The organism is Stenotrophomonas sp. GD04024 (assembly GCF_029837545.1).
In the GTDB taxonomy this organism is placed as follows: domain Bacteria; phylum Pseudomonadota; class Gammaproteobacteria; order Xanthomonadales; family Xanthomonadaceae; genus Stenotrophomonas; species Stenotrophomonas forensis.
The window spans coordinates 14,196-33,394 of record NZ_JAOEDV010000009.1; the positions used below are offsets into that span (position 1 = coordinate 14,196).

19 protein-coding genes are annotated in these 19,199 nt (G+C 68.6%); 12 read left to right on the forward strand and 7 right to left on the reverse strand.

What is annotated here, in order from left to right; translation table 11 throughout:
• Nucleotides 1–2: 2 nt before the first annotated feature.
• The gene (locus N7590_RS04620) at nucleotides 3–575 is read right to left on the reverse strand and encodes an Ax21 family protein (RefSeq protein ID WP_004153841.1); all 573 of its coding nucleotides are present in this window, start codon (nucleotides 573–575) and stop codon (nucleotides 3–5) included.
• A gap of 210 nt (nucleotides 576–785) precedes the next feature.
• On the opposite strand from N7590_RS04620, the gene N7590_RS04625 reads away from it, so the two are divergent.
• The gene (locus N7590_RS04625; RefSeq protein WP_164242831.1) at nucleotides 786–3,188 is read left to right on the forward strand and encodes a prolyl oligopeptidase family serine peptidase; all 2,403 of its coding nucleotides are present in this window, start codon (nucleotides 786–788) and stop codon (nucleotides 3,186–3,188) included.
• Nucleotides 3,189–3,279: 91 nt separating this feature from the next.
• The gene (locus tag N7590_RS04630) at nucleotides 3,280–3,639 is read left to right on the forward strand and encodes a DUF1428 domain-containing protein (RefSeq protein ID WP_049457348.1); all 360 of its coding nucleotides are present in this window, start codon (nucleotides 3,280–3,282) and stop codon (nucleotides 3,637–3,639) included.
• A gap of 15 nt (nucleotides 3,640–3,654) precedes the next feature.
• On the opposite strand, the gene N7590_RS04635 is transcribed toward N7590_RS04630, so the two are convergent.
• The gene (locus N7590_RS04635; protein WP_164242830.1) at nucleotides 3,655–4,335 is read right to left on the reverse strand and encodes a hypothetical protein; all 681 of its coding nucleotides are present in this window, start codon (nucleotides 4,333–4,335) and stop codon (nucleotides 3,655–3,657) included.
• A 107-nt stretch (nucleotides 4,336–4,442) separates the two neighbouring features.
• On the reverse strand, nucleotides 4,443–5,303 hold the full coding sequence (locus N7590_RS04640) for a histone (RefSeq protein WP_164242829.1): 861 nt from the start codon (nucleotides 5,301–5,303) through the stop codon (nucleotides 4,443–4,445).
• Nucleotides 5,304–5,793: 490 nt separating this feature from the next.
• Between N7590_RS04640 and N7590_RS04645 the strand changes: the two genes are divergently transcribed.
• The 9 genes from N7590_RS04645 to N7590_RS04685 all read left to right on the forward strand — a co-directional run bounded on the left by N7590_RS04645 (nucleotide 5,794) and on the right by N7590_RS04685 (nucleotide 13,697).
• Nucleotides 5,794–7,227, forward strand: a complete 1,434-nt coding sequence (locus tag N7590_RS04645; protein WP_004153836.1) for a Do family serine endopeptidase — start codon at nucleotides 5,794–5,796, stop codon at nucleotides 7,225–7,227.
• 101 nt (nucleotides 7,228–7,328) lie between these two features.
• Nucleotides 7,329–7,694 (forward strand): hypothetical protein, encoded by a 366-nt coding sequence (locus N7590_RS04650; protein ID WP_004153835.1) that lies wholly within the window; start codon nucleotides 7,329–7,331, stop codon nucleotides 7,692–7,694.
• An 8-nt stretch (nucleotides 7,695–7,702) separates the two neighbouring features.
• Nucleotides 7,703–8,173: a phage holin family protein gene (locus N7590_RS04655; RefSeq protein WP_004153834.1), complete on the forward strand. Its 471-nt coding sequence runs from the start codon at nucleotides 7,703–7,705 to the stop codon at nucleotides 8,171–8,173.
• Nucleotides 8,170–8,625 carry a hypothetical protein gene (locus tag N7590_RS04660; RefSeq protein ID WP_008267243.1) on the forward strand — a complete coding sequence of 152 codons (456 nt, stop codon included), beginning with the start codon at nucleotides 8,170–8,172 and terminating at the stop codon, nucleotides 8,623–8,625. Before N7590_RS04655 ends, N7590_RS04660 begins: the two co-directional genes overlap by 4 nt.
• A 67-nt stretch (nucleotides 8,626–8,692) precedes the next feature.
• On the forward strand, nucleotides 8,693–9,802 hold the full coding sequence (locus N7590_RS04665) for an AI-2E family transporter (RefSeq protein WP_164242828.1): 1,110 nt from the start codon (nucleotides 8,693–8,695) through the stop codon (nucleotides 9,800–9,802).
• Between the two features lie 31 nt (nucleotides 9,803–9,833).
• Nucleotides 9,834–10,553: an HAD-IA family hydrolase gene (locus tag N7590_RS04670; RefSeq protein WP_004153832.1), complete on the forward strand. Its 720-nt coding sequence runs from the start codon at nucleotides 9,834–9,836 to the stop codon at nucleotides 10,551–10,553.
• 3 nt (nucleotides 10,554–10,556) lie between these two features.
• The gene (locus N7590_RS04675; RefSeq protein WP_164242827.1) at nucleotides 10,557–11,924 is read left to right on the forward strand and encodes a M17 family metallopeptidase; all 1,368 of its coding nucleotides are present in this window, start codon (nucleotides 10,557–10,559) and stop codon (nucleotides 11,922–11,924) included.
• A gap of 136 nt (nucleotides 11,925–12,060) precedes the next feature.
• A complete protein-coding gene (locus tag N7590_RS04680) occupies nucleotides 12,061–13,164 on the forward strand; it encodes a catalase family peroxidase (protein WP_053509530.1) in 1,104 nt (367 codons plus the stop codon).
• Nucleotides 13,161–13,697: a cytochrome b gene (locus N7590_RS04685; protein WP_164242826.1), complete on the forward strand. Its 537-nt coding sequence runs from the start codon at nucleotides 13,161–13,163 to the stop codon at nucleotides 13,695–13,697. Before N7590_RS04680 ends, N7590_RS04685 begins: the two co-directional genes overlap by 4 nt.
• A 537-nt stretch (nucleotides 13,698–14,234) precedes the next feature.
• On the opposite strand, the gene N7590_RS04690 is transcribed toward N7590_RS04685, so the two are convergent.
• Genes N7590_RS04690 through N7590_RS04705 form a run of 4 tightly spaced genes read right to left on the reverse strand, consistent with a single transcriptional unit; the run spans nucleotide 14,235 to nucleotide 17,724 of the window.
• Nucleotides 14,235–14,837, reverse strand: a complete 603-nt coding sequence (locus N7590_RS04690; protein WP_008268231.1) for a response regulator — start codon at nucleotides 14,835–14,837, stop codon at nucleotides 14,235–14,237.
• Nucleotides 14,834–16,048 (reverse strand): sensor histidine kinase, encoded by a 1,215-nt coding sequence (locus tag N7590_RS04695; RefSeq protein ID WP_053448542.1) that lies wholly within the window; start codon nucleotides 16,046–16,048, stop codon nucleotides 14,834–14,836. Before N7590_RS04695 ends, N7590_RS04690 begins: the two co-directional genes overlap by 4 nt.
• Nucleotides 16,049–16,054: 6 nt before the next feature.
• Nucleotides 16,055–16,831: an ABC transporter permease gene (locus tag N7590_RS04700; protein WP_053448541.1), complete on the reverse strand. Its 777-nt coding sequence runs from the start codon at nucleotides 16,829–16,831 to the stop codon at nucleotides 16,055–16,057.
• Nucleotides 16,828–17,724, reverse strand: a complete 897-nt coding sequence (locus tag N7590_RS04705; protein WP_164240748.1) for an ABC transporter ATP-binding protein — start codon at nucleotides 17,722–17,724, stop codon at nucleotides 16,828–16,830. Before N7590_RS04705 ends, N7590_RS04700 begins: the two co-directional genes overlap by 4 nt.
• 202 nt (nucleotides 17,725–17,926) lie before the next feature.
• Here N7590_RS04705 and N7590_RS04710 point away from each other — a divergent pair, with 202 nt between their 5' ends.
• A complete protein-coding gene (locus N7590_RS04710) occupies nucleotides 17,927–19,174 on the forward strand; it encodes an efflux RND transporter periplasmic adaptor subunit (protein WP_164240747.1) in 1,248 nt (415 codons plus the stop codon).
• Nucleotides 19,175–19,199 lie beyond the last annotated feature (25 nt).

The following is a 19,199-nucleotide window of genomic DNA, read 5'->3' on the forward strand; positions in this document are numbered from 1 at the left end:
TATTACCAGCTGAAGCGCGGGCCGACGGTGTATTCCTTGTCGCCGTGACGGTTCATCTTCAGCTCGCCGTTCAGGCCCCAGTTCTGGTTCAGCTTGACCTGACCACCCAGGCGGCCGTACCACTGGCCATCCGGATTGACGCCGTGCTTCTTGGCGTAATCTTCGTAGCCGACCAGGCCGTAGACTTCGGCGTGGGCGCCGAAGGCAGTGCGGACACCGGCTTCAGCGCTGTAGCCGTTGAAGTCCAGACCGTGCTTCTGGTCGAGCTTCTGGTAGGCAACGCGGGCAACGAAGTCGGTCGACGGAGCGATTTCAACGTTGTAGCCGGCACCGATCTTCCACTGGTCCAGCTTGACGTTGGTGTGGTCGAATTCCTGGCGGCTGTACTCACCGAAGGCATGGAAGTTCGGCAGGAAGCCGTAGGAACCCTTCACGCCCCAACCGTCGGACTTGAACGCATCGTTGTCGGTCTTGGCGTAGTTGGCTTCGGCGTAGTTGTAGGACAGGTTCTCAGCGGCCGAAGCGGTGAACGGCAGGGCAGCGGCCAGGGCCAGAGCAATCAGCGAATTCTTCATGGGGGTACACCTTTACTTTCTTATGGTGTGCAGCAGCGCCAGGGCGCCATCGCATCGGGAATGTAAATTCTCCGTTATTCGCCACAACGCTCCCTGAAAACAGCGGTCTTCGCATTGCTGAATTTTTTGCCTTGATTCAGGCTCTCTCTGGCATACGCGCGCGCCGCGCGTGCATTTGTGATCCATCGACGATTGCAACAGGAGGTTGCCTTGCACCTGCCCGACCCGCTTCAGAAGATGATCCGCGCGACCGTCCTGGCCAGCGCTGCGCTGTTTTCTTCCACGCCTGCACATGCACTGCAGGCCAGCGACTACCAACGCGCCGAACGCGTGCACGACAGTCATCTGCGCGGTGCACTGCGCAATGCGTCGGTGCTGCCGAACTGGCTGCCCGACGGGCGCTTCTGGTACGAGCGCGAAGACGCACAGGGCCGGCGCCAGGCCGTGCTGGTCGATCCGGCAACGGCCCGTCGCCAGATCCTGTTCGAGCCCACCGCGCTGGACACGGCGGTGGCCCCCTTCGCTGCCAGCGGGCCACGCCTGCGCCTGGCCAGCGTGCAGGTGGTCGACGCTGGCCTGCGCCTGCGTTTCAACGGTGAGGTGCCGATCGATTGCCAGTGGCCACGCTGGCAATGCGCGCGCGCGCAGGATCCGTTGCCGCCGGCCGACGCACTGCCTTCACCCGTTGGCGATGCGTGGCTGCAGGTGCGCGGCCACGATCTATGGCTGCACTCGCCAGGAACCGTGGCACGCGCGCTGACAGCCGGCGGTGAACCCGGCCATGGTTATGGCGTGCTGCCGGACTTCGCCCTGCGTGGCATTCCGCGCCGGCAGGGCCGGATGCCGATGCGACCGTTCGCGGTCGCCTGGTCACCGGATGGCCGCTACGTGGCCGGCATCCGCTATGACGAGCGTGCCCTGCTGGACTATCCCTATCTGGAAAGCACGCCCGCCGACAGCGCGCGCCCACGCGTGCATGCGGTGAAACTGGGCGTGCTGGGTGATGCCCAGCAGGTGCGCGACAGCCTGTACGTGGTGGATACCCGCAGCGGTCAACAGCACGACATCGCGCTGCCCGAGGCCTGGAACACGCTCAGCGAAGCCGGCGTGCTGGGCTGGGAGGGCGGCCGGTTGTACGCGGTGATCGCGCACTTCGGGACGCCACGGCGCCTGCGCCTGGTGGAGATCGAAGCCGGCAGCGGTGCAGTGCGCACCGTACTGGAGGAAGCCAGCGACACCCGCCTGCAGCTCAACGTGTACTCGTACAACCGACCGGCCGTGGCGATCCTGCCCGGGCAGGACACCGCCGTGTGGTTCTCGCAGCGCGACGGCCGGGGCCATCTGTACCGGGTGCGCCTGTCCGACGGCAAGGTGCTGCGCCAGCTGACCCGTGGCCCCTGGGTGGTACGCGACCTGCTGGGCGTGGACGGCGCAGGCGGTTGGGCCTACTTCAGTGCCGGCGGCGTGGACGGTGGCGACCCTTACGTGCGCGGCCTGTACCGGGTATCGCTGCAGGGCGGGCCGATCCAGCGCCTGGCCGCCGATGGCAACGACCACCTGGCCGATGCCGGAACCGGCGCGCTGTTCGGCGGACGCGCGCCGCAGGCGCTGTCGCCTGGCGCTGGCTATCTGGTGGATACCGTTTCCCGTCTCGACCAGCCACCACGCACCGTGCTGCGGGCCAGCGATGACGGCCGTGAAGTGATGGTGCTGGAAACAGCCGATGACAGCGCGATCGTTGCGGCAGGCTGGCGACCACCACGGCGCGAACGGCTGCTCGCCGCCGACGGGCGCACGCCGGTCTTCGCCACCGTCTACCTGCCCCGTGACTATCGCGATGATGGCAGCTTCCCGGTGATCGACGCGATGTACGGCGGCGCCTTCATCAGCAATGCGCCGGTGACCTACGCCGAAGCGGTGTCCGCATTGAATCCGGTGTCACGCGCCAGCCTGGCCGAGCTTGGCTTCGTGGTGGTCAGCATCGATGCGCGCGGTACCGGCGGCCGCGACAAGGCATTCCATGACGCCAGCTTCCTGCGCGCCGCCGATGTGCAGCTGGATGACCATGTGGCGGCGCTGCGCCAGCTGGGCGAACGCTACCCGGGCATCGACCTGCAGCGGGTCGGCATCTATGGGCATTCGTTCGGTGGCTACAGCGCGGCGCGCGCCCTGCTGCGCTACCCGGCGTTCTACAAGGTGGGCGTGGCCTCGGCCGGCAGCCACAATTTCCAGGGCATGTATGGTGGCGCCCTGCACGGCATGGACCGGCTGTTCGGCGGCGTGCTGCCGGCTACGGCCATGGCCGATGGCGTGCCGGCGCCGTTTGCCGGACTCGACAATGCCGCGCTGGCCGGCAACCTGCGCGGGCATCTGCTGCTGGTCTATGGCGAACTGGACGAGAACGCGCCACCTGCGCTGACCCTGCAGCTGGCCGCCGCCCTGAACAAGGCCCAGCGCGAGTATGACCTGCTGTACCTGGCCCGCCAGGACCATGAGTTGTTCCGCAACGACGCTACCTACACGCACCGCATGTGGGACTACTTCGTGCGCCACCTGGCCGGCCGGCAACCGCCGGATACAGCACTGGCGCCACTGCCCGGTGGCCCGGGCTGAACAGCCATCGCCAGGGTGTCGATCCACGCCGCCCTGGTTCGTCGGGTACTTGAAGGCCGTGCATGCGGCACGGTCCATCCGGAGGCAGGCAATGAGCTACATCGATGGTTTCGTCCTGGCGGTGCCCACCGCCAACAAGGAGAAGTTCCTCGCCCACGCGCGCGCGGGTGATCCCGTTTTCATCGAATACGGCGCGCTGCGCGTGGTCGAGTGCTGGGGTGACGACGTACCACGCGGCAAGACCACCGACTTCTTCGGCGCGGTGAAAGCCACGCCGGATGAGACAGTGGTGTTTTCCTGGATCGAATGGCCGGACAAGGCGACCCGCGACGCCGGCATGCAGAAGATGATGGAAGATCCGCGGCTGGATCCGGCGAAGAATCCGATGCCGTTCGACGGCGCGCGGATGATCTACGGCGGCTTCGTGCCGATCTACGAACTGACGCCCTGATGCGTGCGGGCGCGCTCAGCGCGCGTCCGTGTCATCGCTGGCAGCGGCATGGCCGGCGCCCAGTGCGGCGCCGGCACCCATGCCCATGCCGGCCCCCATTCCACCGCCACCGCCACCGCCGCCTCCACCGGAACGACCGCCCTTGGCATCGCCGTCATTGCGGCCCTTGCCGCTGGCGCCGGGCCGGGTCGGCCCCTGCGGCGGAATCTGCAGGCCGGCCGGGATCGGCGCCAGGTCCAGCGCTTCGCGCACGAAGTCACGCAGCGAGACCACCAGGTCGTGGGTGTGCACCGGCCGACCCTGTGCCAGTTCGTTGGCGGCGCGCGCGGCCAGCCGCACCTGTTCGTCGGTGCCCAGCAGCAGGATGTCCGACAGTGCCGCCTCGACCGCATCGCGGATGCGGCGGGCGCGGTCCGAACGCGGTTCGGCGATGCCTTCGGCATCTTCGCGCTGGCGCAGGTCGCGGCGATGGCTGGGGTCCACCCCCAGTTCGCCGGTGAACGAACCGCCCAGGGTCTTGTAGGCGGCCATCAGCGTGCGCAGCCGCTCATTGATCTGCCGGTTCTCGCGCTCGCGACGCTGCTGCAGGGTCTGCATCACCAGCAGGCGGATGCCCACGCCGAGCAGGGTGATCAGGACCAGGCCGGCCAGGGTGGACAGCACGCCCTGCCAGGAACTGAAGTCGATACCGCGCATGCTCGGCACTCCGGCGGGAAGAGCCTGCATCTTGCCCCAGGCCATGTCCCAGAAACGCGAAAGGCCCCACCACCCGGAGGGTGGCAGGGCCTTCGATCACGGCGCGATTACTTGCGCTTGGCGACCTTGCGCACGGCCTTCTTGGCCGGAGCCTTCTTGGCGGCGACCTTCTTCAGCGGTGCAGCCTTCTTGGCGACCGTCTTGCGGGTGGCGGCAACCTTCTTGCCAACCGCCTTCTTGGCGACGGCGGTCTTCTTGCCGACGACCTTCTTGGCCGCAGCGGTCTTCTTGCCGACGGCCTTCTTGGCCGCAGCGGTCTTCTTGGTGGCGACCTTCTTGGTGGCGGCAACCTTCTTGCCGACAACCTTCTTCGCAGCCACGGCCTTCTTGCCGGCGACCTTCTTGGCGGCGACGGTCTTCTTGGCCACAGCCTTCTTGGCGGTGGCGGCCTTCTTGCCGACCACCTTCTTGGCGGCCGCGGCCTTCTTGGCAACGGTCTTCTTGGCCACGGCAGCCTTCTTGGTGGCGGCCTTCTTCACGGTGGCGACCTTCTTGCCGGCAGCCTTGGTGGCGGCCTTGGTGGTCTTCTTGGCGGCAGCGGCCTTCTTGGTCACAGCCTTGCCCGCAGCAGCCTTCTTCTTGGCCACTTCCTTCTTCAGGGCAGCGGCTTCGGCCTTGGCGTTCTTCTTGGCCGCTTCCAGCTTCTGCTTGGCCTTGGCAACGGTCTTGCCGACCGACTTGGCAGCCTTCTCGGCCTTCTTGGCAACGGTCTTCTCGACCTTGGCCACGGCCTTCTTGGCCTTGGCAACGCGGGTACCGGCAGCCTTGGTGGCGCGCTTGACGGTCTTCTTGACCGACTTCACGGCGTCTTCGGCGGCGTGGGCGATGGTCTCGCCAACATTGGTGGCGGTTTCTTTGACGTTCTCGACGGCGTCGGTCACGACCGACACACCATTACCGTTGCTCATGTTGCCCTCCTGCGGGCCTTTAGTATCAAAACGGGGCGATGCTATACCGACATTGACGATCGTGGAACGGGGCATGCGCCACCAATCGCATCTGCTGCGACGGCAATGGTGTAGCCAGGCACGGTCGCCAGCACGACTGCTTTGCAGCAAACCCCTTTTTTTAAGGACTGCGCCACACACGCCACACGCAGGATGGGCAGCACCGCAGTGGCCGGCACCGATGCGCTGATCCGCGCAGGTTGTGGCGCATTGCGGCACCCGGTTGCGCGGAACTGCGCAGGTATCCGTCTGTGTCCACATCGCGGTCGGCCACCTTCGGCAGTGCACGCATCGCGGCCATGACGGTCGCTTTGGCCGCGTCGCCGCCCCATGGACACGCCGGCCGGGCACGCGGTTTTCATGGCGCATTTATCCAGATCGCGACACACTCATTGAGCTTGTTTTACCGTAGGGCCGAACCGCCCCCACCCACGCCTGCGAACCGACGCCCATGCGACCGCTCCCCACCCTGCTCACGCTCGCAATCGCCGCTGCCTTTGGTGGCTTCGTTGCCACCGGCCTCAATGCACACCTGGACAACCGCGCCGATGCCGCACCGCTGCCGACGGTGTTGCCGACCACCGCAGCATTGCCGGCCTCGGTCGCCGGACAGGCGGTGCCCTCGCTGGCGCCGATGCTGGAGAAGGCGATGCCGGCGGTGGTCAGCGTCAACACCAAGCAGGTGGTGCGCGTGCGCAACCCCTTCTTCAACGACCCGTTCTTCCGCCGCCTGTTCCCCGACATCCCGCAGGAACGCATCAATGAATCGCTGGGCTCGGGCGTGATCATCGACGCCAAGGAAGGCCTGGTGCTGACCAACCACCATGTCATCGACAATGCCGATGACGTGCAGGTGACGCTGGCCGACGGGCGCACGGTCAAGGCCGAATTCCTCGGTTCGGACCGCGATACCGACATCGCGCTGATCCGCATCCCGGCGCAGAACCTGACCGACATCAAGCTCGGCAACAGCGACCAGCTGCGGGTGGGCGACTTCGTGGTGGCCATCGGCAATCCGTTCGGCTTCAGCCAGACGGTCACCTCCGGCATCGTCTCGGCCGTGGGCCGCAGCGGCATCCGCGGCCTGGGCTACCAGAACTTCATCCAGACCGATGCGTCGATCAATCCGGGCAATTCCGGTGGCGCGCTGGTCGACCTGCAGGGCCAGCTGGTCGGCATCAATACCGCCAGCTTCAATCCGCAGGGCAGCATGGCCGGCAACATCGGCCTGGGCCTGGCGATTCCCTCCAACCTGGCGCGCAGCGTGGTCGACCAGCTGGTCAAGCATGGCGTGGTGGTGCGCGGCACGCTGGGCGTGGAGAGCCAGAACCTGACCGCGCAGATCGCGCAGGGCCTGGGCCTGGGCGAAAGCCGCGGCGCGCTGATCACCCGCGTGCTGGCCGGTTCGGCCGCCGCGACCGCAGGCCTGAAGCCAGGCGACGTGGTGGTGTCGGCCAATGGCCAGCGCGTGGACAGCGCCGAGGCGCTGCACAACGTGGAAGGCCTGGCCGCGGTCGGCAGCCCGCTGACGCTGGACGTGCGCCGCGAAGGCAAGCCGTTGCAGATCAAGGCGACGCTGAAGGAGCAGGCACGTGCAGTGACCGGCGACAGCCTGGACCCGCGCCTGGGCGGCGCCACCTTCGTCGACCTGCCCGAATCGCTGCGCCAGTCGGGCGTTGGCGGCGTGCTGGTCAGCGAGGTCAAGCGCGGCAGTCGCGCGGCCAGCAACGGCCTGCAGCAGGGCGACATCATCACCGACGCCACGGTGGGTGAATTCGCCGACCTGGCCAGCTGGCGCGCCAACTTCCAGCAGCGCCCGCCGACACTGGTGCTGCGCGTGCTGCGCAACAACGGCCAGCAGCAGGGCCAGCTCGTGATGCGCTGATCGCCCCGCCGTAACACCCCCTATACCCCGGCAATGCTATTGCTGTCAGTCCAGGTCGGCACCGCCGACACCCGTTCCCCCATCGCAACAGGAGTGATTCGATGAGCCCCACCAATACCGAGAACCTGAAGGAACACCTGGGTGAAGCCGGTTCCCACCTGAAGCAGGCCGCCACGGCCGCCGGCGGTGCGATCAAGGGCGCAACCGGTGCTGCGACCGATGAACTGCGCATCGGCAAGGCCAACGTCAAGGCCGAACTGTCCGACAGCGCGCTGTCCGGCCTGGCCGCCGCCGAGTTCGGTGGTGCCGCCGCCAAGGAACAGGTCGATGCACTGATGGACAAGGGCAAGGATCTGATCGACAGCGCCGCTGAGCTGATCCGCGAACGTCCGCTGGCCTCGTTCGGCGTCGCCTTCGCCGCCGGCTGGATCATCGCCAAGCTGGCCCGCGGCAGCAGCGACAAGTAAGCCGCAGCGTGAGCGAAGACAACGCGCAAGCGCCTGATCCGGCGGCCACCCCGCCGCTGGATGAGAGCATCCGCCAGGTCGGTGCGGCCGGCCGTGCCGCCGCCGATTCGGCCAAGCACTCGCTGCGCTCGCTGCGCCGGTTGGCTTCGGCCGACTTCGCACTGGCGCGGAGTGCGTTCGGCCGCGCGCTGGCCTGGGCCGGCGTGGCGATCGTGTTCGGTGCGTCGGCCTGGCTGCTGATGGCGGCCACCCTCATCGCCCTGCTGCAGAGCTGGGGCCTGAGCTGGCTGCAGGCCCTGCTGATCACCTCGCTGCTGAGCCTGGCCGTGACCGGCTATGCGATCTGGCGGGTGTCCTACTTCTTCCACCACACCGGCATGCACGCCACCCGACGCCAGCTGTCACGCCTGGGCCTGTTCGACGAGCCCAGCGAAGATGACCCGGATGCCGATGTGCAGCTGCCGGAGGGCAAGCCATGAAGTTCGGTGCGCTGCAGCGGCGGGTGAAACGCTGCGAACAGGTGGTGACGGTGCGACTTGTCGAGACCCAGGACCACTGGTCCACGCTCAGCCAGGTCTGGCGCCAGGGCTGGTCGCCGCTGCGCATCGTGGTGGTCGGCCTGGCCGGCGGCTTCATCGCCGGCAAGCTGGAAGTGCCGGGGAAGGTCAACGGTGCGCGGTGGCTGCAGATGGTGGGCTCGGTCTCGAACCTGTTCGCCAGCGCGCAGGCGGCGTTCGCTACGGCCATGGCGGCGCAGGCCGCAGCCACCGCCGACGATGCCGCAGAAGAAGCCGACGATGCCAGCGAGCAGGCACAGGCGGCCGCATCGGCATCCGCTGCACGCCCGGCACCGGCAGCACAGCCGGCGGCGGAACCGGAACTGCGCGAGCCGCGTCCGGCCGAAGCAGCCACTGAGCTGTCAGAACGTTGATGGATGGAATCCGCCGCGCCGATCGCGGCCGGCGGATAATGCGCTTCCCTTCCCGGTTGATGCGTCGATGAGCGAGCCCCTCCTGTCCCCGCCAGCGGCCGGCCCCGAACTACCCGAGGCGCCGCTGCCGCCACCGTCGCGCCCGCGCGGCCCGATGTCGCTGGTGGTGCTGGCCACGCTGGCGGTGGGCTACACCCTGTGGGCCGCACAGGACATCATCCTGCCGGTGCTGCTGGCGATGTTCTTCGCGCTGGTCGGCAACCCGATCCTGCGCCTGTTGCAGAAGCTGTGGATTCCACGTGCGCTGGGCGCACTGCTGGTGCTCGGCGCCGGTCTCGGCGTGACCGGTGCGCTGGCGGTGCAGCTGATCGGCCCGGCGATGGAGTGGGCACAGGAAGCCCCGCAGCAGCTGCGCAAGGTCGCGCGCCAGGTACAGGACCTGACCAAGCCGGTGCAGCAGGCCAACCAGGCCGCAGAGAACTTCGCGCGCGTCGCCGGCGGTGACAGCAACCGCAAGGTGCAGGTGATCCGCACCCAGCTCGACGACCCGTACCGCATGCTGACCCGTGCACCACGGCTGGCCGCCTCGGTGCTGGCGGTGGTGCTGCTGACCCTGTTCTTCATGATCTACGGGCAGAACCTGCAGCGCGCGGCGATCGCGCTGTTCCCGAACCGCCAGCAACAGCGCTTCACCAGCGACATCCTGCGTTCGATCGAGCGCGAGGTCTCGCGCTACGTGCTGACCATCAGCGTGATCAATACCCTGGTCGGGCTGGTGTTCGCCGGTGTCCTGATGCTGTTCGGCATCAGCCTGCAGGATGCACTGCTGTGGGGCACGGTGGCGGCGCTGCTGAATTTCGCGCCCTACGTGGGCCCGCTGATCGGCGTGGCCCTGATGCTGCTGATGGGCTTCGTGGAATTCAGCGACCCGCTGCAGGCGCTGCTGCCGGCGGCCGCCTACCTGGCCCTGCATACCGTGGAGGGCCAGGTGGTGACCCCGATCGTGCTGGGGCGGCGCATGAAGCTGTCGCCACTGGTGCTGATCCTGGCACTGATGGTGTTCGGCTGGGCCTGGGGCATGATCGGGCTGCTGCTGGCAGTGCCGCTGCTGGTGTGCATCAAGCTGGTGCTGGCACGGCTGGACGGCATGCAGGGCTGGGCGCGCCTGCTGGAATGAAAGCCCGCGCGCGCAGGCGTAGAATGGCGGGGTGAATTTCCCCGTCCAAGCCATCACCCTCGACCTTGACGACACGCTGTGGCCGTTCGCTCCGATCGGTGCCCGCATCGACCTGGTCCTGCACGAGTGGATGCGTGAACACAGCCCCGCCACCGCCGCGATGTATCCGGTGGCGGCCATGCGCGAACTGCGCGAGCGCCTGTACCACGCCCATCCGCACCTCCATCACGACCTGAGCGCACTGCGCCGGCTGACCCTGCATGAAGCCCTGCACGGCAGCGGCGCCAGCCTCGACCTGCTGGAGCCGGCGTATGAAGTGTTCTACGCCGCGCGCAACCAGGTGGAGTGCTACCCCGATGCGATCGAGGCACTGGCGCGGATTGCCGCGCGGGTGCCGGTGGCGGCGCTGAGCAATGGCAACGCCGATCTGGAACGGATCGGCCTGGCCCATCATTTCGCCTTCCAGTTGGGCGCGCGCGAGCACGGCGCGGCCAAGCCCGAGGCAAGCATCTTCCACGCCGCCTGCACCCGCCTGGGTGTGGCGCCGGCACAGGTGCTGCATGTCGGCGACCATGCCGAGATGGATGTGGCCGGAGCGATCGCCGCAGGCCTGCGCGGATGCTGGATCAACCGTGAAGCCGCCACCTGGACCCATCCGCAGCTGCAGCCGGACCTGCAGTTCGACACCCTCACCGGCCTGGCCGACTGGTTGGATGCCAACCTCGACGCTGCCGCACCCCGGAGTATCTGACGCATGAGCGAGATCACTGGTTTCACCACCGACGCCACCGCGGCGCTGCCGCTGTACGTGCTGGACCGCGAGCAGTTCGCGGCCTGGAAGGACGGCCAGCCGGCCGCCACCCAGGCCTGGCTGGCATCGCAGGGCTTTACTGCCGGCGCCTTCAGCACTGCGCTGCTGCCCGGCGCCGACGGCCTGGCCGGTGCGGTGATCGGCGTCGGTGATCGCGCCGACGCCTACAGCTACTCGCACGCTCCGCACGCCCTGCCGGAAGGCAGCGTGTGGCAGCTGGCCAGCGAACTGCCGGCCGCCGAACAGGCGCTGATGCAGCTGGGCTGGGGCCTGGGCAGCTACCGCTTCGACCGCTACCGCAAGCGCCACCGTGCGCCGGCGCAGCTGGTGGCCGCCCCCACCGGCGAAGCGGCCGACCTGATCACCGCCAGCCTGCGCGTGCGTGACTGGGTCAACACCCCGACCGAGGACATGGGTCCGCAGCAGCTGGAAGACGCCGCACGTGCGCTGGCCGACGCGCATGGCGCCGAGGTCGAGGCGATCACCGGCGATGCGCTGCTGAAGCAGAACTTCCCGGCCATCCATGCCGTGGGCCGCGCCTCGCACCGCGCGCCGCGCCTGGTCGTGCTGCGCTGGGGCAAGGACACCGACCCGGCACTGGTGCTGGTCGGCAAGGGCGTGTGCTTCGACACCGGCGGCCTGGACATCAAGCCGGCCGACGGCATGCGCAACATGAAGAAGGACATGGGCGGCGCCGCGCACGCGCTGGCCCTGGCCGGCCTGGTGATGGCCTGCGGGCTGCCGGTGCGGCTGACCCTGCTGGTGCCGGCGGTGGAAAACGCGATCGGCCCGGATGCCTTCCGCCCGGGCGAAGTCATCGCCACACGCAAGGGCCTGAGCGTGGAGATCGACAACACCGACGCCGAAGGCCGCGTGATCCTGTGCGACGCGCTGACCTTCGCCAGCGAGCAGAAACCCGACCTGGTGCTGGACTTCGCCACCCTCACCGGTGCCGCACGCATCGCGTTGGGCCCGGACCTGCCGGCACTGTTCAGCAACGATGACAGCGTGGCCCAGCAGTGGCTGCAGGCCGGCGATGCGACCCGCGACCCGGTCTGGCGCATGCCGCTGTGGCGCCCCTACCTGCGTTATCTGACCAGTGGCATCGCGGACCTGGCCAATGCCGGTTCGCGCATGGCCGGCTCGGTCACTGCCGCGCTGTACCTGGAACGTTTCCTGGAAGACGGCCAGCGCTGGGCGCATCTGGACGTCTATGCCTGGAACGACGGCGAGCGACCGGGCCGGCCGGCCGGTGGCGAAGCGCTGGCGCTGCGCTCGGCCTGGGCGATGCTGAAGGCGCGCTACGCCTGATCCGGCAGGTGCCCACCGCGGGTGGGCACTTCTTCCCCGGCAAACTTGACGAAAATTTGAATACCGGGCCTGGAAGGGTTCTGCGAGGATGTGCGGGTCGACCACCCACACGCTCCGTGAAGGCAGGAACCCGACCATGTCGCTCTTCCGCTATACCCGCGCCGGCCAGGCGCCGGGCGCACCGCGCAGGCATTCGCCGCTGCTCTGGATCGCACTGATCGCGCTCATCCTGGGTGCCGTCGCACTGACCTTCGCCTGGCTGGCCGGCTGGATCGGCAACCGCCTGACCGCGCAGCGCTTCACCGACACCATCGAAGCCACCGGCCCGGCGCATCCGGGCTTCCGTCGTGCGCACAGCAAGGGCATCTGCGTGAGCGGCTGGTTCGAACCGAGCGCGCAGGCGCCGACGCTGTCCAGCGCACGGGTGTTCTCGCAACCGCGCGTGCCGGTGATGGGGCGGCTGTCGATCGGCGGCGGCGATCCCTACGGCGCCGACAACACCGCGCGCGTGCGCAGCCTGGCGGTGCAGATGGTCAGCGATGACGGCCAGGAGTGGCGGATGGCGATGAACAGCTTCCCGTTCTTCGCCGTTCCCGATGCCGAGGCGTTCTTCGAGCAGACCCGCGCCTCCATTCCCGACCCGGCCACCGGCAAGCCCGACCCGCAGAAGATGGCGGCCGTGCTGGCGAAGTACCCCAGTGCACAGGCCTTCCAGCAATGGGCCAAGACCGCGCCGTGGACCAGCAGCTGGGCCGACACCACCTTCAACAGTGTCAACAGCTTCTGGTTCACCAACGCGCAGGGCCAGAAGCGCGCGGTGCGCTGGCGCTGGCAGCCGCAGGCGCCGGTGGTGGAAATGGACGCCGAAACGCGCAAGCAGGCCAGCGTCGATTTCCTCAGCCAGGAACTGCAGCAGCGCCTGGCCAGTGGTCCGGTGCGCTGGAACCTGGTCGTCAGCACCGCCGAGCCCGGCGACGCCATCGATGATCCGTCGGTCGCGTGGCCCGAGTCGCGTGAACAGGTGGTGGCCGGCGTGCTCAGCCTGGAGCGCATGCAGTCGCAGGAAGAAGGCGCCTGCGGACAGATCAACTTCGATCCGCTGATCCTGCCCAGCGGCGTGCGCGGCAGCGACGATCCGATCCTGGCCGCACGCTCGGCGGTGTATTCGCAGTCGTTCAACCGCCGCGAACGCGAGCGCGCCAGCGGCAACGTGGAGCAACCGAAGGAGGCCGCACGATGAGCACCGGCAATGGCCACTTCAACCTGCTGGCGCGGGTACTGCACTGGTCCATGGCGCTGATGATCATCGCCATGCTGTTCATCGGCGTGACCATGGTCGCCTCGCTGCATCTGCGTCCGGTGCTGATCGACCTGCACCGTCCACTGGGCATCGCGATCCTGCTGCTGGTGCTGCTGCGCCTGTATAACCGGCTGCGCCATCGCCCGCCGCCGCTGCCGGCCGATCTGCCGGTGTGGCAGGCGATGGCGGCCAAGGCGTCGCATTGGATGCTGTACGCGCTGATGCTGGCGATGCCGCTGATCGGCTGGGCGATGCTGTCGGCCGGCGGTTACCCGATCGTGCTGTGGGGTGGCCTGCACCTGCCGCCGATCGTGCCGCACACCCCGGCCTTGTATGCCGCGCTGCGCAACGCGCACAGCCTGCTGGCCTATGTATTGTTCGCCACCGTGCTGATGCACGTGGGGGCGGCGCTGTTCCACCTGTGGGTGCGGCGTGACGGGGTGTTCCAGGCGATGGCGCGCGGGAAGGATTGATCGGGTTCGCCGGGAGTTCCCGGCGGATCGTTTCCGCGACCGCGGAGGGGTGTCACTTTCTTTGCTCGTGCAAAGAAAGTAACCAAAGAAACACGCCGCCAGGTCGCGAGCCGGTGCTACGCACCGGTGCCCTGCGCTTCTCGGGGAAACAGGGGGCGCCGCCGAACTCGCTGCGCTCAAACACCGGCGCCTCTTCGCCCCTGATTCCCCTGCGATGCTCGGCTCGCTATAAGGCGGACCCAACGTCAAAGGCCACAGCTGCACCCAGTAGATCCACGCCATGCGTGATTGCCGTTGCCGTTGATCTTGACCTTCCAGTCCGCCTTCAAGCGAGCCGAGCACCGCAGGTCCAGCGAGGGCGAAGAGGTGCGGGTGTCTGAGCGCAGCGAGTTCCCGCACCGTCCCTCGATGGACCGAGGAGCACAGGGCACCGGCGTGCGAAGCACGCCGGCTCGCGGCCGGCGGCGTGTTTCTTTGGTTACTTTCTTTGCACGAGCAAAGAAAGTGACACCCCACCGCGGTCGCGGAAATGATCCCCTACAACCACCCCTTCTGCCGCGCCAACCGGTACGCCTCGATGCGATTGGCCACGCCCAGCTTGCCGATGCACTCGGACAGGTAATTGCGCACCGTACCGTGCGACAACCCCAGCTGCTCGGCGATCTCGCTGGCCGTGCGGCCCTCGCCCGCCAGCCGCAGCACCCGGCGCTCGCGGTCGGTCAGCGGGTCGGCCTGCGACCATGCATCCAGCGCCAGCTGCGGGTCGATCGCGCGGATGCCCTGGTTCACCTTGCGCAGTGCGTCGGCCAGGTTCTCGGCCGGTGCGTCCTTCAACAGGTACCCCAGCACGCCGGCTTCCAACGCGCGACGCAGGAAGCCGGCACGGGCGAAGGTGGTCACGATCACCACCTTGATCGGCAGCTCATGGCGGGCGATGCGCTGCGCCAGTTCCAGCCCGGACAGGCCAGGCATCTCGATGTCGGTCACCAGGATGTCCGGCTTCAGCTGCTGCAGCATCCGCCATGCGGCTTCGCCGTCGGCGGCGCTGCCCAGTACCTCGATATCAGGCTCCAGGCCCAGCAGCGCCGACAACGCACCCCGTACCATCGCCTGGTCTTCGGCCAGCAGGATGCGGATCATGCCGCACCGCCCGGTGCCAATGACGCCGGCGGCAACGGCGTACTGGCGGCCACCAGCGGCACGCGCACGGTCAGCACCGTGCCTTCTCCGCGCGGAGACTGAAGCGTCAACTGGCCACCCAGCGCCGCCGCCCGTTCGCGCATGCCACACAGTCCATTGCCCTCGGCCTGCACGCCACCGCGCCCGTCATCGCGTATCTGCATCGCCAACTGTCGTTCCTCAAGCATGAAATCCACCTGCACCCGGGTCGCCTGCGCATGGCGCACGATATTGGTGGCTGCTTCGCGCAGCACCAGAGCCAGTCCACGTTCCACGTCCACCGGCATCGGTGGCGGCGTCGTGTACTGCAGGTGCACCTGCTGGCATTCCAGCAGCAGGCGTGCCGAGGCCAGCTCACCGGCCAGGTCACTGGCGCGGATGCCGGTCACCGCACTGCGGACCTGTGCCAGCGCCTCGCGGGCGATCGCCTCGGCCTCGCCGATCTCCTGCCGCGCGCGCGCGTCGCCACGGTCGTGCAGCTTGCGCGCCAGCTCCAGCTTCAACGTGATCAGCGACAGGGTGTGGCCGAGCAGGTCATGCAGGTCACGGCCGATGCGTTCGCGCTCGGCGGTGGTCGCCAGCCGCCGGACTTCGTCCTGCGACAGCTGCAGGGCAACGTCGCGCTGCTGGCTCAGGGCCTCCACGTTCACCACCAGCCCGACAATGAACGACACCGCTGGCATCCACACCATGGCCTGCCACGGATAGCCGAAGTACAACGCGGTGCCACAGAACAGCAGGTTCAGCCCGGTCAGCTGCAGCAGGTACGCCCACCAGCTGCTGCGCCCGCTCATGCGGATCATCACGCAGCCGAACACGAAGTAGCTCAAGCCCGAGGGGTACCAGGGCAGCAGTACCAGCGCCAGCACGATCATGCCCAGCGCATAGCGCCACCCATGGTGCCGTGGCGCCAGCATCACCCTGGCGTAGAGCAGCAGGAACAGCGGATAGCTGACCAGGGTCAGCAGCAGCCAGCGCAGCGTGAAGCCATTGCCCAGCACCGGGGTGAGGAAGATCCATACCGACCACAGCAGGTGGATCGCGCCGCTCCAGGGCGACTTGCCACGTCGCAGCAGTTCGGCCACGGCCGAATCCGGCGCAGGGCGCAGCAGGGACGCAAGCCAGCTCGACGACACGGGAGGATCCAGGCGGGGACGAACGTTGCCGATCATGCCAGTTCAGCCGATCCGGCGCAGGCGGCGGCGTGCCAGCAGCAACGCCACCACGGTCACCGCCAGCAGCACCAGCAGATGGCCGCCGATGCTGCCCGCCGACGGCAGCCCGACCACCGGCAGCGCCAGCTGCGCCAGATGCCAGGTCGGCCACAGCGGTGCCATCGTCGAGAACAGCGCAGGCAGTGCCGACAGCGGCAGCCACAGCCCCGACAGCAGGGCCAGCGGCAGGTAGACCAGGTTGACCATCGCCGGCGCCGCACTGGCGCTGACATGGCTGCCGATCAGCAGGCCGATCGCCCCCAGCGGCAGTGCGGCCAGGCCGGCCACCGCCAGCAGCTGCAGCATCTGCGCGGGTTGCAGGTGCACGCCGCCCAGCACGCGCGCCACGCCGATCAGCAACGCGGCCACCAGCAGCGCGAACATCACCGCCATCGCCAGCCGTGCCAGCAGCGGTGCCGCCGCCGGCATCGGCAGCGCGCGCTTGAGGGTCAGCAGGCCGCCTTCGCGGTCCAGCGCGAGCTGCACGCCGAAGCCGAACAGGGCCGGCGCCATCGCGCCGAACACGCAGTAGGTGGCCAGCAGGTACAGCGGCGCATGGCCCCGCCCCAGCAGCACGCCGAACAGCAGGTAGAACAGCACCGGGAACAGCAGCGACGGCACCGCGAACGCGGGCGTGCGCCAGGCGCGGCGCAGCTCGGCCTGCAGTTCAGCGGCGTAGGGGCGCAGGGCGCGGCGCCAACCCGGGCGCGCGGCTGCAGGCGTACGGATCACGGTGTTCATGCGGCCTCCCGGGTCATGTCGAGGAACGCGTCGGCCAGCGCCGCGCCCTGTACTTCCAGCTCGCACAGCTGTGCGTCGGCGGCCAGCAGGCGCGCCACCACCGGCTCGGCCGGGCTGGCCAGCAGCTGCAGGTGCTCGCCCTCGCGCTGCACCTGCTGCACGCCGGGCCACTGCCGCAGCACATCGACGGCCAGCGCACTGCGGCAGCGGATGCGGCGCGGCCGGTCGGCCAGGCGCAGTTCGGCCAGCGGCGCGTCGGCCAGCACCCGGCCCTGCTCCAGCACCACCACCTGCTGCGCCAGCGCTTCGGCCTCCTCCAGGTAATGGGTGGTCAGCAGCACGCCGCAGCCCTCGGCCACGTGCTGCCGGATCGCCTGCCACATCCCCTGCCGCGCCTGGATGTCCAGGCCGGTGGTCGGCTCGTCCAGGAACAGGACGCGCGGGCGGCCGCAGATCGCGATGGCGAACTGCACGGCGCGTTGCTGGCCACCGGACAGCTGGCCGTAGCGGCGCCGCGCCAGCGCCTGCAGGCCGGCGCGCTGCAGCACCTCCGGCAAGGGCATTGGGTCGGGATAGCAGGCGCTGGCCTGCGCCACCAGCTCGTCCACCTGCAGCATCGGTGGCAGGCTGGTGCTCTGCAGCATCACGCCCAGGCCCAGGCGGCTGGCGCGCTGCTGCGGGTCGCCGCCGAGCAGCTCGACCTCGCCGGCATCGGCCCGGCGCAGGCCCAACAACACGCTGATCGCGGTACTCTTGCCGGCACCGTTGCGGCCCAGCAATGCCAGCACCTGGCCAACGCGGACCTGCAGGTCGATGCCATGCAGGGCGGTATGGTCGCGATAGCGCACCTGCACCTGCTGCAGGCGGGCCAGCGACGGGGCGATCGGATCCATGGGCGGTACCGGTAGCGGGGACGTTGCCATCCTGTGCCGCCGTGGTCACGTTTCGCAGTTGCCGCCGTCAGTGTCATCGGATGACAGCTGTCACTGCCATCATCGCCGTACCTGCCTTCATGCTGTGCCGCACGCTCCCTTGCCGGAACCGCCGCCGTCCGCTCTTCCGGCCACACCCGCCCGAACGCCTGTGATGGAACGAATGAACGCTTCTGCCGAGCTGTTGAAGGAACTCCGTATCGACCGCAAATCGCCGCCAACTGCCTCCGGCGGCAGTGGCGGTGGCCGCCGCTGGCTGTGGATCGCGATCATCGTGGGCGTGTTGCTGATCGCCGCCGCCGTCGCCTTCCTGTTCGCCCGCTCGCCGGCCGTGGAAGTCGAAACCGCGCCTGCCGTGGCCATCCAGCAGGGCAGCGCCAGCAGTTCGGTGCTCGACGCCAGCGGCTACGTGGTGGCCCGGCGCATGGCCACGGTCTCGGCCAAGATCACCGGCAAGGTGCGCGAGGTGATGATCGAGGAAGGCATGCGCGTGGAGCAGGGCCAGATCATGGCCACGCTGGACCCGATCGATGCCGACGCGCAGCGCAGCCTGTATGCCTCGCAGCTGCAGGCCGCGCGCAGCCAGGTGGCCGGCCTGGAGGCGCAGCAGAAGCAGGCCGCGGCCGAAGCCAGCCGCCTGCAGGCGCTGGTCGGCCAGCAGCTGGTCTCGCGCTCGCAGTACGACCAGGCCGTGGCCCAGCGTGACAGCCTGCGCGCCCAGCTCGACACCGCCCAGCGCAACGTCAAGGTCGCCCACGACCAGTTGGCCATCGCCGACCTCGGCGTGGACAACAACGTGGTACGCGCGCCGTTCTCCGGCGTGGTCACCGCCAAGGCGGCGCAACCGGGCGAAATCGTCTCGCCGCTGTCGGCCGGCGGTGGCTTCACCCGTACCGGCATCGGCACCATCGTCGACATGGATTCGCTGGAGATCGAGGTCGAGGTCGGCGAGGCCTTCATCGGCCGCGTGCAGCCGAAGATGCCGGTGGAAGCCACGCTCAACGCCTACCCGGAATGGAAGATTCCGGGCGAGGTGATCGCCATCATTCCAACCGCTGACCGTGGCAAGGCCACGGTGAAGGTGCGCGTCGCGCTGAAGGTGAAGGACCCGCGCATCGTGCCGGAGATGGGCGTGCGGGTCAGCTTCCTGGAGCAGGCGCAACCGCAGGCCGCCAGCAAACCGCAGGGCGTGCGCGTGCCGGCCGGCGCGGTGGTGCAGCGTGAAAGCAGCACGGTCGCCTTCGTGCTGGGTGATGACAGCCGCGTGCAGCAGCGCACGGTCGAGGCCGGCCAGGCGATGGGCAAGGACCGCCAGATCCTCAAGGGCGTCAGCGCGGGTGAGTCGGTGGTGGTCAATCCACCGGAGACCCTGCGCGAGGGCGCCAAGGTGCAACAGAAACAAGCGCAGTAACGGCGTGGCGCCCCCGCGCGCCGCC